Raw genomic sequence first — 13,657 nt, forward strand, 5'->3', positions numbered from 1 at the left:
GTTTCGGCCGAGTTCACCGGATGCTCCTCCGACGTCTTGAAGCATGGACACCGGCCCGAGTTGACTGCACAACAGCCGTCGATCGACGGGCCCCGACACCCCCTGCGGAGCAGCTCCATGCCCCTGCCGACCGTCCGCCGCGCCTCCGGACTCGCTGCCTCCAGACTTACTGCCTCCGGTCTCGCCGCCGTCTGCACCGCCGCAGCCGTGGTCGCCGGGCCGCTCGCCGCCGCCCCGGCCGCGCACGCGGAGACCGCGCCGACCACCGCGCGTCCGCTCAACGTCCTGACGTACAACGTCTTCCTGATGAGCACCGGCCTGTACCCGAACTGGGGCCAGGCGTACCGGGCGAAGGCGATCGCCGGCGCGGACTTCTTCCAGGGCCACGACGTGGTGGTCCTCCAGGAGGCGTTCGACAACGCGGCCTCGGACGCGCTGACCGCGCAGGCGTCGGCCGCGTACCCGTACCACACCCCGGTGGTGGGCCGCTCGACCAGCGGCTGGGACGCGACCGGCGGCAGCTACAGCTCGACCACCCCGGAGGACGGCGGGGTGACGCTGCTCTCCAAGTGGCCGATCCTGCACAAGGAGCAGTACGTCTACAAAGACGCGTGCGGCAGCGACTGGTGGTCGAACAAGGGCTTCGTCTACGCCGTACTCAACGTCGACGGGCAGCGCACCCACGTGGTCGGCACCCACCTGCAGTCCACCGACTCGGGCTGCGCGAGCGGCCGGCCGGCCACCGTGCGGGCCGCGCAGCTGGACGCGATGAAGGCGTTCCTGGACAGCAAGCGGATCCCGGCGGACGAGCCGATCGTGGTGGCGGGCGACCTGAACATCAACTCGCACGACTCCGAGTACCCGGCGCTGCTGGCCCACGGCAACCTGGCCCCGGCGACCACCCGCGACGGCTGGACCAACTCCTTCGACACCGTCGACAACTCCATCGCGGCCTACCGCTACCCGGGCGAGCCCCAGGAGGACCTGGACTACGTCCTGTACCGGGCCGACCACGCCCGCCCGCAGAACTACACCAACACGGTGCACCGCTTCCACAGCACCCCGTGGACCGTCTCCAGCTGGGGCAGGAGCTACACCTACAGCGACCTCTCCGACCACTACCCGCTGATCGCGGGCTGATCCGGCCGACCCTGCCCACGACCCGACCCCGCCCACGACCCGACCCCGCCCCCGGGCAGACGCCGCGGCAAGCGCCCGGGGCGGATCGGGCGCAGGGTGGACGTAGCAGCCCCAACCGGGGGCCCGGGCCACCCCGCGGGAGGTGCGGCGGCGTGATCAGCCACGACGCGTACGCGGTCGAGCCCTGGTGCCTGCGCGAGGAGCGGCTCGACCTGGCCGTGCTGCCGCAGAGCGAGTCGCTGTTCGCCCTCTCCAACGGCCACCTCGGCTGGCGCGGCACCCTGGACGAGGGCGAGCCGCACGGCCTGCCGGGCAGCTACCTCAACGGCGTGTACGAATCCGTCCCGCTCACCACCGCCGAGCCAGTGTTCGGCCTCCCCCGCACCGAGCAGAGCGTCGTCAACGTCACCAACGGCCGGGTGATCCGGCTGCTGGTCGACGACCAGCCCTTCGACCTGCGCTACGGCCGGCTGCACGGCCACCGCCGCACCCTGGACCTGCGCACCGGCGTCCTGGAACGGGTGGTGGAGTGGTCGGCACCGTCGGGGCGGACGGTGCGGGTGCGCTCCTGGCGGCTGGTGTCGCTGACCCAGCGGGCGATCGGCGCGGTCGCGTACGAAGTGGAACCGGTGGACGGCACCAGCCGGGTGGTGCTGCAGTCCGAGCTGCTGGCCAACGAACAGCTGCCGGGCGATCCGCCCCCGGCCCTGGCGGGCGAGGAACACGCCGCCGACGGCACCCGGCTGCGGCTGGTGCACCGCACCCGGCACAGCGGGCAGCGGCTGGCGGTGGCCGCCGAGCACACCGTGACCGGCGACGGGCACCCGGTGCTGGCCGCCGAGTCGACGCCGGACCTGGCCCGGCTCACCGTCACCGCCGAGCTGCGCCCTGGGCAGGTGCTGCGGCTGGAGAAGCTGGTGGCGCACGGCTGGTCGGCGGTGCGCACGCTGCCGGCGGTGCGCGGCCAGGTGGACGCGGCGCTCGCGGCCGCGCAGGACGCCGGCTGGTCCGGGCTGCTGGCCGAGCAGCGCGAGTTCCTGGACGCCTTCTGGGCCCGCGCCGACGTGGAACTCGACGGCGACCCGGAGATCCAGCAGGCCGTCCGCTTCGCGCTCTTCCAGGTGGAGCAGGCGGCGGCCCGCGCCGAGGAGCGGGCCGTGGCCGCCAAGGGCCTGACCGGCTCCGGACTGGACGGGCACTGCTTCTGGGACAGCGAGACCTTCGTGCTCCAGGTGCTGACCTACACCTCGCCCGGCGCGGTGGCCCAGGCCCTGCGCTGGCGGCACCGCACCCTGCCGGCGGCCCGGCGGCGGGCGCACCGGCTCGGCCTGGCGGGGGCGGCCTTCCCGTGGTCGACCATCGACGGCGAGGACTGCGCCGGGTACTGGCCCGCGGGGCTCGCCTCGTTCCACCTCAACGCCGACATCGCCGACGCCGTGGTCCGCTACACCTCCGCCACCGACGACCTACTGTTCGACCGCGAGGCCGGCCTCGAACTGCTGGTGCACACGGCCCGGTTGTGGCGCTCGCTCGGACACCACGACCGCGACGGCGCCTTCCACCTCGACGGGGTGACCGGCCCCGACGCGTACAGCGCGCTCGCGGACGACAACGTGTACACCAACCTGATGGCCCAGCAGAACCTGCGCGCCGCCGCCGACGCCGCCGAACGCAACGCCGACCTGGCGGTGGCCCTCGGGGTGAGCGACGAGGAGATCGCCGCCTGGCGGGAGGCCGCGCTGCACCTCGCCCTGCCGTACGACGAGGTGCTGGACGTCCACCAGCAGGCGGCGGGCTTCACCCGGCACGAACCCTGGGACTTCGGGGCCACCCCGCCCGAGGAGTACCCGCTGGCCGAGCACCATCCGTACTTCCAGCTGTACCGCAAGCAGGTGGTCGAACAGGCCGACCTGGTACTGGCGATGCAGCTGCGCGGCGAGGCGTTCAGCCCGGCGGAGAAGGCCCGCAACTTCGCCTACTACGAGGCGCTGACCGTCCGGGACTCGGCGCTCTCCGCGGCCGGCCAGGCCGTGCTGGCCGCCGAGGTGGGCCACCTGCGGCTGGCGTACGACTACCTCACCGAGTCGGCGCTGATGGACCTGGACGACCTGCGGCGCGACACTCGCGACGGCCTGCACCTGGCGGCCCTGGCCGGCACCTGGATCGCCCTGGTCGCCGGGTTCGGCGGAATGCGCCACCACGGGGACACCCTCGCCTTCGCCCCGCGGCTGCCCGACCTGCTGGACCGGCTGGCGTTCACCATCCAGTTCCAGCGCCGCTCACTGCGGGTGGAGATCACCGCCGCCGAGGCCGAGTACCGCCTGGACGAAGGGCCGGAGCTGGAACTGTGGCACCACGGCGAAGCGTTGACCGTACCCCCGCACCGCGCGGTTCGCCGACCGGTGCCGCCCGCACCCGAACTGCCCGAACCCGCCCAGCCGCCGGGCCGTCGGCCCCGGCGGCGGCCCGAACCGGACGCACCGGAGGCTTCCGACGTACCAGAGGTTTCCGACGCACCGCACGAGTCGGACGCACCACACGCGTCGGACGCACCGCACGAGTCCGCCCCTGACGAGGAGTGACCACTGATGCCCATCGCCACCGTCAACCCGGCCACCGGGGAGACCCTGGAGACCTTCGCCCCGCTCGACCCCGCCGCCCTGGAGCAGCGCCTCGCGCGCGCCGAGAGCGCGTTCGGGCACTGGCGCACCACCGGATTCGCGGAGCGCGCCCGGCTGCTCCACCGGGCCGCCGACCTGCTGGACGAGCAGCTGGGGGAGATCGCCCGGACGATGACCCTGGAGATGGGCAAGCCGATCGGCGCGGCCCGTGCCGAGGCCGCCAAGTGCGCCAAGTCGATGCGCTGGTACGCCGACCGGGCGCCCGAGCTGCTCGCCGACGAGCGCCCCTCGGCCGACGACATCGCCGACTCCGGTGGCGCGGGCGCGTTCGTCCGCTACCGGCCGCTGGGCGTGGTGCTGGCCGTGATGCCGTGGAACTTCCCGTTCTGGCAGGTGATCCGCTTCGCGGCGCCCGCGCTGATGGCGGGCAACGTCGGCCTGCTCAAGCACGCCTCGAACGTGCCGCGCACCGCGCTGGCACTGGAGCGGCTGTTCGTGGAGGCCGGCTACCCGGAGGGCTGCTTCCAGACCCTGCTGATCGAGTCCCGCGCCGTGGAGGGTGTGATCCGAGACCGGCGGGTGGCGGCGGTCACCCTCACCGGCAGCGAGGGCGCCGGCCGCTCGGTGGCGTCGGTGGCCGGCGACGAGGTGAAGAAGAGCGTGCTGGAGCTGGGTGGCAGCGACCCCTTCCTGGTGCTGCCCTCGGCCGACCTGCCGGCCGCGGTGGCCCGGGCGGTGACCGCGCGGGTCCAGAACAACGGGCAGTCCTGCATCGCCGCCAAGCGCTTCATCGTGCACGCCGACGTGTACGACGCCTTCCTGGACGCCTTCGCCGAGCGGATGCGCTCGCTGGTCATCGGCGATCCGCTGGCGGAGGACACCGAGATCGGTCCGCTGGCCACCCGTCAGGGCCGCCAGGACCTGGAGGACCTGGTCGCCGACGCGGTCGAGCGCGGCGCCAAGGTCGACTGCGGCGGTGCCCGGCCCGAGGGGCTGTCCGACGCGCTGGCGGGCTGGTACTACCAGCCGACCGTGCTCTCCGAGGTGACGCCCGACATGCGGATCCACCACGAGGAGGCGTTCGGACCGGTCGCCACCGTGTACCGGGTGGAGAGCCTGGAGGAGGCCATCGACCTCGCCAACGACTCGCCGTTCGGCCTCAGTTCCAACGTGTGGACGTCCGACCCGGCCGAGCAGGAGGTCTGTGTGCGCGACCTCCAGGCCGGCGGCGTGTTCTTCAACGGGATGACGGCCTCGCACCCGGCCTTCCCCTTCGGCGGCGTCAAGCGCTCGGGGTACGGCCGGGAGCTGTCGGGGCACGGCATCCGGGAGTTCTGCAACATCACCACGGTGTGGCAGGGCCGCTGAGCCGTCGTACGGCAGGCTGAGTCGTACGGCAGGCTGATGGGTCAGGCGGGCGCCGCGTGCCGGTGTCCCGCCGCCCAGCGGCCCCAGATCTGGGCGACCAGGGCGAGGAAGGTGATGCCCCAGATCACCGCGAAGACGATCAGCAGCCACAGCTGGTCGATCTGCACCCCGACCATGGCCAGCCCGATCGACAGCGCGAGCAGCACCACCAGGGACGTGCTGTGCCTGCCCGTCATCCAGGTGTAGAAGCGCCTCATGGCGTTGGGCCGCCGGTGCGTGTTGGTGCTGCGAGCCATCGCGCCCACCTCCGATCCGTCGTCCGGACCCCGTCTCCGAGTATGGCCCCGGTGCCCGCGATCGGCTCGGCAGTCCCCGAACGGCCCGGCCACGGCGCCGCTCAGCCGCCCAGCCGCTCAGCCCGCCTGCGGGGCGCCGAGCGCGGCGCGGACCATCGCGGTGACCACGGGGACGGCCGCCCGCAGGTCGCCGTCGGCCCCCTCGGATCCGTCGGCCTCGGGTCCGGCGACATCCGCGACCCCTGCGACCTCCGCGGCCAGCGCGTCGAAGGTCTCGAACGAGGTCAGCACGTACAGCCGGGCCGCCGCGCCCTCCGGCGCGCCCGGCAGCCGGCCGACCAGCACCGCGGCGCCCTGGCGGCGGCGGGCGTCCCGCGCCGCGATCACCCGGCCGACCTCGTCGTCCAGCGCCGCGAGGGCGCGCAGTCGGCGGTTGCAGCGCCGGTCCACCGCCCAGAAGCCGCCGAACACCGCGACGAACCGGTCCACCCCCGCCCACGGGTCGGCGGCGGTGAACGCCTCGGCGAGGCGCTCCATCCCGCCGCCGGCGGCCAGCGCGTCGCACACCGCCTCCAGCAGCCCGGTCTTCGAGCCGAACTGGTAGTAGACGGTGGCCCGGGCGACGTCCGCCCGGCGGGCCACCGCGTCCAGCGAGAGCGCGCCGGTCTCCGCCAACTGTCCGCGGGCGGCCTCGACGATCCGGGCCCGGGTCTCGTCGACCTCGGCCTGCCGCTGTCCCATCCGGTAGGACCGGGGGCTCATCGCTCTCCTCCATCGGCTGTCCGCACTCCGCGGCCTTCGCGAACTGGCAGTATCCCCGATCGCCCGCGGCCGTACGGCGTCCCGGTCAGACCATGACCCGGCCGCCGCTCACGTCCAGGGTCTGCCCGGTGATCCAGCCGGAGGCGTCGGAGGCCAGGAACAGCGCCGCCCCCGCGACGTCCGCGGGCTCGCCGAGCCGCCCCAGCGGATGCAGGGCGGCGACCTTCCGCTCCACCTCCGGCCCCATCAGCGCGGCCGTCCGCTCGGTGCGCACCGCCCCCGGGGCGATCGCGTTCACCCGCACCCCGCGGCCCGCCACCTCCGCGGCCAGGTGGCGGGTGAACATCAGCACGCCCGCCTTGGCGGCGGCGTACGCGGCACCGGACCCGCCCGGCATCCGGCCCGCCGTGGACGCCATCGTGACCACCGAGCCGGCGCCGCGCTCCACCAGGCCGGGCAGGAACGCGGAGACGGTCAGAAAGGTGGCGGTGAGATTGCCGTCCACCACCGAGCGCCAGTGCTCCGCGCTCTCGCGCACGGTCGGCACCGGAGCACCGTCGCCGCCCGCGAACGCGGCCAGCACGGACACCGCTCCGAGCCGCTCCCCGATCTCGGCGGCGGCCCCGGCCAGCGCGGCGGCGTCGGTGCAGTCGGCCGCCACGCCGAGGGCCCGGGCGCCGCCCGCCCGCAGCTCCCCGGCGACCGCGTCGAGCGCGGTCCGGTCGCGGCCGAGGACGGCGACGGCGGCGCCCTGCCGGGCGAACGCCCGGGCGGTTCCCGCCCCGATTCCGCGGCTTCCGCCGGTGATCACGACGACCCGTCCGGCCAGGTCGGAGTACTGGGCTTCCATCGCTGCTCGCTCCCTCGGGTTCGCGCCGGCTCCGAGCCGGTTTCGCGTGGTGCGGTTCTGTGGTTCCCTTGTTTCAGTCATACAGCCTGTCTGAATGAAATTCCAGTGGGCAGCACGGGCAGCACAGGAGGAGAACCCGATGAAACTCGCCGTCCTCGGCGCCGCCGGACGCACCGGCCGCCTGGTCACCGACCTCGCCCTCGCGGCCGGCCACACCGTCACCGCGGTCGTCCGCGACCCGGCCCGGCTGCCCGCCTTCACCCACGGCACGCCGCACGCCGTCCGGGCCGACGTCCACGACCCCGGCAGCCTGCTCGACCCCCTCACCGGCCAGGACGCCGTGATCGCCACGCTCGGCACCACCGGCCGCGCCGCCACCACCGTCTTCTCCGACGCCGCCCGCCAACTCGCCGACGCCGCTGCCGGCGGCGGGGCGCGCCGCATCCTGGTGATGTCCTCCGCCGGCCTCGAGACCGCCCATCTCCCGTTCGCCCAGCGGATGGTGAGCCGCCTGGTGGTCGACCGCCTCTACCGGGAGATCCACCACGACCTCGCCCGCATGGAGGACCTGCTCACCGCCTCCACCGCCGACTGGACCGTCCTGCGCGTCCCCCTGCTCAAGGACGGCCCCGCCTCCCCCACCCCCCGCACCGCCGTGGACCGCCCCCTCCCCCGCGCCGGCACCGCCACCCGCGCCACCGTCGCCACCTGGCTCGTCCACCACCTCGACGCCCCCGACACCGTCCACCACCGCATCACCCTCGCCGACGCCTGACCGGGCCGAGGAGTGGCCGGGACCGCTCACCCGGACGGCGGCGCGGCCGCGGGCGGCGGGACGGGTACGGACTCCGGTATGGATCTCCACCCGATGCTCGCGACCGCCAGCGACCGGCGCGAGTTCGACGAGGGCTGGGTGCTGGAGCGGAAGCTGGACGGCATCCGGGCGGTGGCCGAGCGCGACGGCGACCGGGTGCGTCTGTGGTCGCGGACGGGCAAGCCGCTGACCGACGGCTACCCGGAACTGGTGACGGCGCTGGCGGCGCAGCCCGTACCGCGGTTCACGGTGGACGGGGAGATCGTCGCGCTCGACGGGGAGGTCACCAGCTTCGCGCTGCTGCAGCGGCGGATGGGGTTGCACGATCCCGTCCGGGCGCTGGCCAGCGGTGTGACGGTGACGTACTTCCTGTTCGACGTGCTGGCGTTGATGGGGCACGAGACGACCGGTCTGCCGCTCACCGACCGCAAGCAACTGCTGCGGGAGTCGCTCGCGTTCGAGGGTCCGCTGCGCTACACCGAGCACCGGGCCGCCGCCGGTCCGGCCCCACTCGCGGAGGCGTGCGCGGCCGGCTGGGAGGGCCTGATCGCCAAGCGGGCCGCCAGCCGGTACGTCTCCCGGCGCTCGCCCGACTGGTTGAAGCTCAAGTGCGAGGCCGGCCAGGAGCTGGTGGTGGGCGGCTTCACCGAACCGGGGGGTGCGCGGACGGGGTTCGGCGCCCTGCTGCTCGGCTACCACGAGGGCGGGCTGCTCCGGTACGCGGGCAAGGTCGGCACCGGTTTCGACACCCGGACGCTGACGGCGCTGCGCGGCGTCCTGGACGGCCTGCTGCGCGCCGACAGCCCGTTCGGCGAGCCGGTCCCGGTCCGCGCCGCGCACTGGGTCGAGCCGCGGCTGGTCGCCCAGGTGGCGTTCACCGAGTGGACCCGCGACGGGCGGCTGCGCGCCCCGCGCTTCCTCGGGCTGCGCCCCGACCGCCCCGCGGCCGAGGTCGTCCGCGAACGGCCCTTGCCCCCGCAGGGCTGATCCCGCGCCGGATGGGCGATGGCCGGAGTCCGGGCCGTCCCGGTCGCGGCGTCCCGAAATTGGCATGCAACATTCCGGCCTGTCATGAGCATCAAAGAGGTGGAGGTCTGTCAGGACGGGAGGGAGCAGCAGCGATGTGGACGCGAGCGTCCGCCGCCGGGGTGCCGAGGGAGGACAGGTTCGACTGGTTCACCGAGACGGTGTCCGCCGGCGTGATGCCAGTCGCGCTCGACACCGACCGGGGCGCCGACTTCCACGGGACGGTGGCCGCCCTGGACCTGGGCCCGGTGACGATGTCGAGCGTCGAGTTCTCGCCGCTGCGCTCGCGCCGGACGGCGGCGCACATCCGGCGCGGCGACCCGGAGGAGTACCAGCTGGCGCTGTTCCAGGGGAACGCGATGAGCTACCGCCAGCTCGACCGGGACTCCGGGCCGGTCCAGGGCGACCTGCTGCTGACCAACACCTCGCTGCCGCTGCACTCCGTCACCGCCACCGACGGCGGACCGATCCGCGCGGTCGTCCTGCAGATCCCGCGGGCCGTCCTGCCGCTGCGGGCCGGGCACGTCGACCGGCTGGTGGCCCGCCGCATCCCCGCCACGACGGGCCTCGGCGCGATCCTGGCGGGCTTCCTCGTCAACCTGCGCGACCACGGGCCGAACTGCCGCCCGGACGAACTCCCGGCCCTCGGCCGGACCGTGCTCGACCTGGCCACCACCTGCCTGGCGCAGCAGCTCGGCGAGATCGACACCGCTCCCGCGCAGGCCCGGGCCCGCACCCTCGTCGAGGAGGTCAAGGTCTTCGTCGAACACAACCTCGGCGACCGCGACCTGACCCCGCAGGCCGTCGCCGACCGGCACCACCTGTCGCTACGCAGCCTGTACACGCTGTTCGAGGACGAGCCGGAGAGCGTCGCCGCGTTCATCCGCACCCGCCGCCTCGAACGGTGCCGCGCCGACCTGGCCCGCCCCGAACTGCGCGACCAGTCCGTCCAGACGATCGCCGCCCGCTGGGGGTTCTCCAGCGCCACCCTCTTCGGCCGCGCGTTCCGCGAGGCGTACGGGCTCACGCCCGGCGAGCACCGCCGCAGCGCCCGGGACCGCAGCGCGCACCGCCTCGACGTCGCACGCAACGTCGAGAATCCCCGCACGCAACGAGGAATGCCGCGTCCGGGCGACGCCTAGATTCGCCTTGCGCCGCACGGTCGGGCGCACGGTGCCACCACCCGAGTCACCGATCGGCAGGAAGGGGAAGGGTTCGTGAAGGTCCTGGTGCTGGGGGCCACCGGATACATCGGTGCCGCCGTCGTCGAGCTGCTGGAGGCGGACGGCCACGAGATCGTCCGCCTCGTCAGAGACGCCACCGCGCTGCCGCCCGGCGCAGCGGTCGCGGTCGGCGACCTGACCGACCCGGCGTCGCTGCGCGCCGCGGTCACCGACGGGATCGACGCCGTCGTGAACGTCGCCGCGCCCACCGGGGACGAGGCGCTCGACACCGCCGCCGTGGACGCGCTGCTGGAGCCGCTGCGCGGCACCGGGCGGGCGTACGTCCACACCAGCGGGGTGTGGGTGCTCGGCGCCACCGGCGACGAGGCGGTCGACGAGGACGCGACCACCCGGCCCATCCCGATCGTCGCCCACCGGCGCCGGATCGAGCGGCGCGTCCTGGCCGCCGCCGGCGAGGACGTGCGGGCGGTCGTGCTGCGGCCGGGCATCGTCTACGGGCGCGGCGGCGGCATACCCGGCCGGATGACCCGGTGGGCCGAGGAGTCCGACACCGGACGGTACGTCGGCACCGCCGCGGTCCGCTGGCCGATGGTCCACGTCGACAACCTGGCCGAGCTGTACCTCCTCGCCCTGGCCAAGGCCGAGGAGGGCACCGTCCTGCACGGCATCGCCCACGAGGCGGTGCCGGTCGCGGCCCTCGCGGCCGCCGCCGACCTCGCCGCGGGCGGCACCGGGCGGGCCGAGCCCTGGCCGTTCGCCGACGCCGCCGAGACCCTGGGCGCCCCGTTCGCCGAGGCCCTCGCCCTGAACCAGGTGGTCACCGGCCACCGCGCCGTCGCCGAACTCGGCTGGCGCCCCCGCCGCGCCCACCCGCTCACCGACCTCACCGACCTCTCCGACCGCTCCACCGGCCGGCCCTGACCCACGGCACCCGGCCGCCGTTCCCGACCCGACACCCAACCGAGGGAGACCACCCGTGCAGACCCACGCCTCCACCCACGTCCGGCCGTCGGCCACCGCCCGCGACACCGTGTGGAACTGACCCGACGACCCCGGCCGCCCCGCCGGCCCCCGTGACCCGGGTGGCCCCTCCGGCGTGCGCCACGCTCGACGGTGCTCCTACGGTGCGGATTCGAGGGGGCATCCGAACGAGAGGTGAGACCTTCCCATGGCAGGAAAGTTCGAGCTGTACGTGGACGAGTCGGGCAACCACCGCTTCCGGCTCAAGGCGAGCAACGGGGCGATCGTGGTCACGGGTGACCCCGAGGAGTCCCGGGAGCAGTGCCTGAAGAGCATCGAGTCGCTCCGCAAGCTGGCGCCGTACGCCCAGCTGCAGGAGGTCTGACCCGTTCGCGCGGAGCGCGGAGCGCCGAGGGGCGCGGGGAGCACGACGGCTCCCCGCGCCCCTCGGTCCGTGGTCGGCGACCGGCAGTGTCGAGGCGCCACATGCACACGTCAATACTGTGCGGCGGGTCTCGACGGCTTCCGCCAACCCGGCCACGCATCTTTACAGCGCGGTTCGTGCGCGCAACGGATCTCCGCGAATGCCTCACAGAAGTCACCTGTCGGGCCGACCGGTGCCGTGCGTATGGTCGGAAACCGCGAAGAACGCACCGCCGGAGCGAGGACGCCCGCGGCGCGAGAGGCGAACCCGGAAAGACTTCAGATGACCTACTGCGCACCGTGCCGACGTCACCTCAACGGCGCGCTCTCCTGTCCCGGCTGCGGCGCACCCGCGACCCACGCCCCGGACACCGCCGCGGCCCCGGGCCCCGGACACGTCGACGCCGGCGCACCGCCGTACGCCGCAGCGCCGTACGCCGCACCGACCTATGACGCGTCCGGCTATGACGCGCCGGCCGCCCCCGCGTACGCCGCACCGGCACCGCTGTTCCCCTCCGCGCCACCCGCACCCCCCGCGCCTGCCGCGACGGCTCCGCTGCCCGCCGTCCCGGCGCGGTCGACCCGTCGGCGGGCCCGGTCCGGGCGGCGGGTCGCCGTCTTCACCGCGGCCGGGCTGGTGCTCGGCGGCGCCGGTGTGCTGGCGGTGACCACCGCCCAGGGCAGCGACACCCCGACCGCGTCGGCGCCGAGCAGCGCACCCGCGCTGCCGCCGGCGCCGACCGTCTCCACCGCCCTGCCACTGCCCTCGGCCGGCACGGCGAGCAGCAGCGCCCCGGCGAAGCCCAGCCGGTCCGCGAGCGCCAAGCCGAGCGCCTCGGCCTCCGCCACGGCGTCCGCGGCCCAGCCGACCGAGACGGCCACCGCGCCGACCACCACCCAGCCCACGGCCAAGCCCTCCACCAGCGCGCACCCGTCGCCGTCGGCCAGTTGCACCCCGTTCCTGTTCTGGTGCCGCTGACCATGCCCCCGCCCGGCCGTCACCGCGGCGGAGCACGGGAAAACCGTGCGTACGCCGTCCAGCGTGTTGCATGCTGGCCGGAGTGACGTACGGCGGAGGGGGCGCAGACGTGGACGTGGACGGTCGGGGGCTGCTGGCGGCGGCGGGGGTGCTGTTCCCGGACGAGCAGGGGCGGATCCTGCTGGTGCGGGTGTCGTACCGGGCGAAACATCCGATCGAGATCCCCGGCGGGGGCTGGGAGCCGCCGGACGGGTCGCCGCGGCGCACGGCGATCCGCGAGATCGAGGAGGAGCTGGGCATCACCCCGCGGCTCGGTCCGCTCGCCTGCCTGGACTGGTCGCTCGACCGTCTCCGGCCGCCGATCGCCGCCTTCCTGTACTGGGCCGAACCGCTGACCGGTGATCAGCTGGCCGCGCTGCGGCTGGAGGAGGAAGAGCTCGGCGCGTACGCCTTCCTGACGCCGGACCAGGTCTCCTCCGCCCTGCCTCCGCGGCTCTCCCGGCGGGTCACCGCCTGCCTGAGCGCGCCGCGCGCGGCCGGGCCGCTGGAGCTGGAGAACGGCCGCCCGGTCGGCCACTCCGCCCGCCACCTGCCCGCCGATCCCCCGCCCCCGCCGTACACCGGGGCGGCCGGACTGCCGTGGCCCGGCGACCGGGACCGGCCCGCCCTGCCGCCCCCGCCGATGGACCGGGCCACCTATATCGCCAGCCGTCCGCGCATCCTGGCGAAGGCACGTACGCTCTTCACCGACCCGGACGGCAGGGTGCTGCTGGTCCGGCTGATGCCGTGGGAGCGGGACCCGGCCCCGCACTGGACCCTGCCCGGCGGTTCGATCGAGTCCGACCGCGAGCTGCCCCGGGCCGCCGCCGCCCGCGAACTCGGCGAGGAGCTCGGCTGGGACCGCACGCCCGGCCGCCTGCTCGGCCTCGACTGGACGGCGATCACCGACGACCAGGGGCGGGACTCCGCCGTGCTCACGTACGTCTTCGACGGCGGCACCGCAGATCCGGCGGAGCTGGCCGCGATCCGGCTGCCCGAGGACGAGTTGGTGGAGTGGGGACTGTTCGACCCGGACGAGGCGCGGGAGGTGCTGGCCGAGCCGTCCTGGCGGCGACTGCTCGCCTGCCTGGCGGCCCGGGACGGCGAGGGCGGCCCGGTGGAACTGGTCGCCGGCCGGCCGGCGGGCCCGTGACACCGACACCCGTCGGCGGAAGTGCCGCGGGACGGCGGGCGG

At 74.7% G+C, this 13,657-nt stretch carries 13 protein-coding genes; 10 read left to right on the forward strand and 3 right to left on the reverse strand.

From position 1 onward, the window contains the following. Positions 1–117 precede the first annotated feature (117 nt). From sph to FHR36_RS25420, 3 genes are all read left to right on the forward strand, one after another. Positions 118–1,140, forward strand: coding sequence for a sphingomyelin phosphodiesterase (gene sph / locus FHR36_RS25410; protein WP_253800488.1), 1,023 nt, complete (start codon positions 118–120; stop codon positions 1,138–1,140). Positions 1,141–1,292: 152 nt separating this feature from the next. Beyond that, positions 1,293–3,722: a glycoside hydrolase family 65 protein gene (locus FHR36_RS25415; protein ID WP_253800491.1), complete on the forward strand. Its 2,430-nt coding sequence runs from the start codon at positions 1,293–1,295 to the stop codon at positions 3,720–3,722. 6 nt (positions 3,723–3,728) lie between these two features. Beyond that, positions 3,729–5,129 (forward strand): NADP-dependent succinic semialdehyde dehydrogenase, encoded by a 1,401-nt coding sequence (locus FHR36_RS25420; protein WP_253800493.1) that lies wholly within the window; start codon positions 3,729–3,731, stop codon positions 5,127–5,129. A gap of 41 nt (positions 5,130–5,170) precedes the next feature. Here the strand turns inward: FHR36_RS25420 and FHR36_RS25425 are convergent, their stop codons facing one another. The 3 genes from FHR36_RS25425 to FHR36_RS25435 all read right to left on the reverse strand — a co-directional run bounded on the left by FHR36_RS25425 (position 5,171) and on the right by FHR36_RS25435 (position 7,037). Beyond that, entirely contained in the window at positions 5,171–5,425 is a 255-nt protein-coding gene (locus tag FHR36_RS25425; protein WP_253800495.1) for a hypothetical protein, read from the reverse strand. Positions 5,426–5,542: 117 nt separating this feature from the next. After that, positions 5,543–6,187 (reverse strand): TetR/AcrR family transcriptional regulator, encoded by a 645-nt coding sequence (locus tag FHR36_RS25430; protein WP_253800497.1) that lies wholly within the window; start codon positions 6,185–6,187, stop codon positions 5,543–5,545. Between the two features lie 85 nt (positions 6,188–6,272). Next, a complete protein-coding gene (locus FHR36_RS25435) occupies positions 6,273–7,037 on the reverse strand; it encodes an SDR family NAD(P)-dependent oxidoreductase (protein WP_253800499.1) in 765 nt (254 codons plus the stop codon). A gap of 139 nt (positions 7,038–7,176) precedes the next feature. Between FHR36_RS25435 and FHR36_RS25440 the strand changes: the two genes are divergently transcribed. The 7 genes from FHR36_RS25440 (at position 7,177) to FHR36_RS25470 (ending at position 13,615) form a co-directional block, all read left to right on the forward strand. Beyond that, the gene (locus FHR36_RS25440) at positions 7,177–7,812 is read left to right on the forward strand and encodes an NAD(P)-dependent oxidoreductase (protein ID WP_253800501.1); all 636 of its coding nucleotides are present in this window, start codon (positions 7,177–7,179) and stop codon (positions 7,810–7,812) included. Positions 7,813–7,890: 78 nt separating this feature from the next. After that, positions 7,891–8,838: a non-homologous end-joining DNA ligase gene (gene ligD / locus FHR36_RS25445; protein WP_253800503.1), complete on the forward strand. Its 948-nt coding sequence runs from the start codon at positions 7,891–7,893 to the stop codon at positions 8,836–8,838. Between the two features lie 134 nt (positions 8,839–8,972). Continuing rightward, a complete protein-coding gene (locus tag FHR36_RS25450) occupies positions 8,973–10,019 on the forward strand; it encodes an AraC-like ligand-binding domain-containing protein (RefSeq protein WP_253800505.1) in 1,047 nt (348 codons plus the stop codon). Between the two features lie 75 nt (positions 10,020–10,094). After that, on the forward strand, positions 10,095–10,982 hold the full coding sequence (locus tag FHR36_RS25455) for an NAD-dependent epimerase/dehydratase family protein (protein WP_253800507.1): 888 nt from the start codon (positions 10,095–10,097) through the stop codon (positions 10,980–10,982). 247 nt (positions 10,983–11,229) lie between these two features. Continuing rightward, positions 11,230–11,406 (forward strand): YegP family protein, encoded by a 177-nt coding sequence (locus tag FHR36_RS25460; protein ID WP_253800509.1) that lies wholly within the window; start codon positions 11,230–11,232, stop codon positions 11,404–11,406. 321 nt (positions 11,407–11,727) lie between these two features. Further along, positions 11,728–12,423, forward strand: a complete 696-nt coding sequence (locus tag FHR36_RS40520; protein WP_456077706.1) for an SCO2400 family protein — start codon at positions 11,728–11,730, stop codon at positions 12,421–12,423. 109 nt (positions 12,424–12,532) lie between these two features. Next, entirely contained in the window at positions 12,533–13,615 is a 1,083-nt protein-coding gene (locus FHR36_RS25470) for an NUDIX hydrolase (RefSeq protein ID WP_253800512.1), read from the forward strand. Positions 13,616–13,657: the final 42 nt, after the last annotated feature.

It is taken from the genome of Kitasatospora cinereorecta, assembly GCF_024172095.1.
GTDB lineage: Bacteria > Actinomycetota > Actinomycetes > Streptomycetales > Streptomycetaceae > Kitasatospora > Kitasatospora cinereorecta.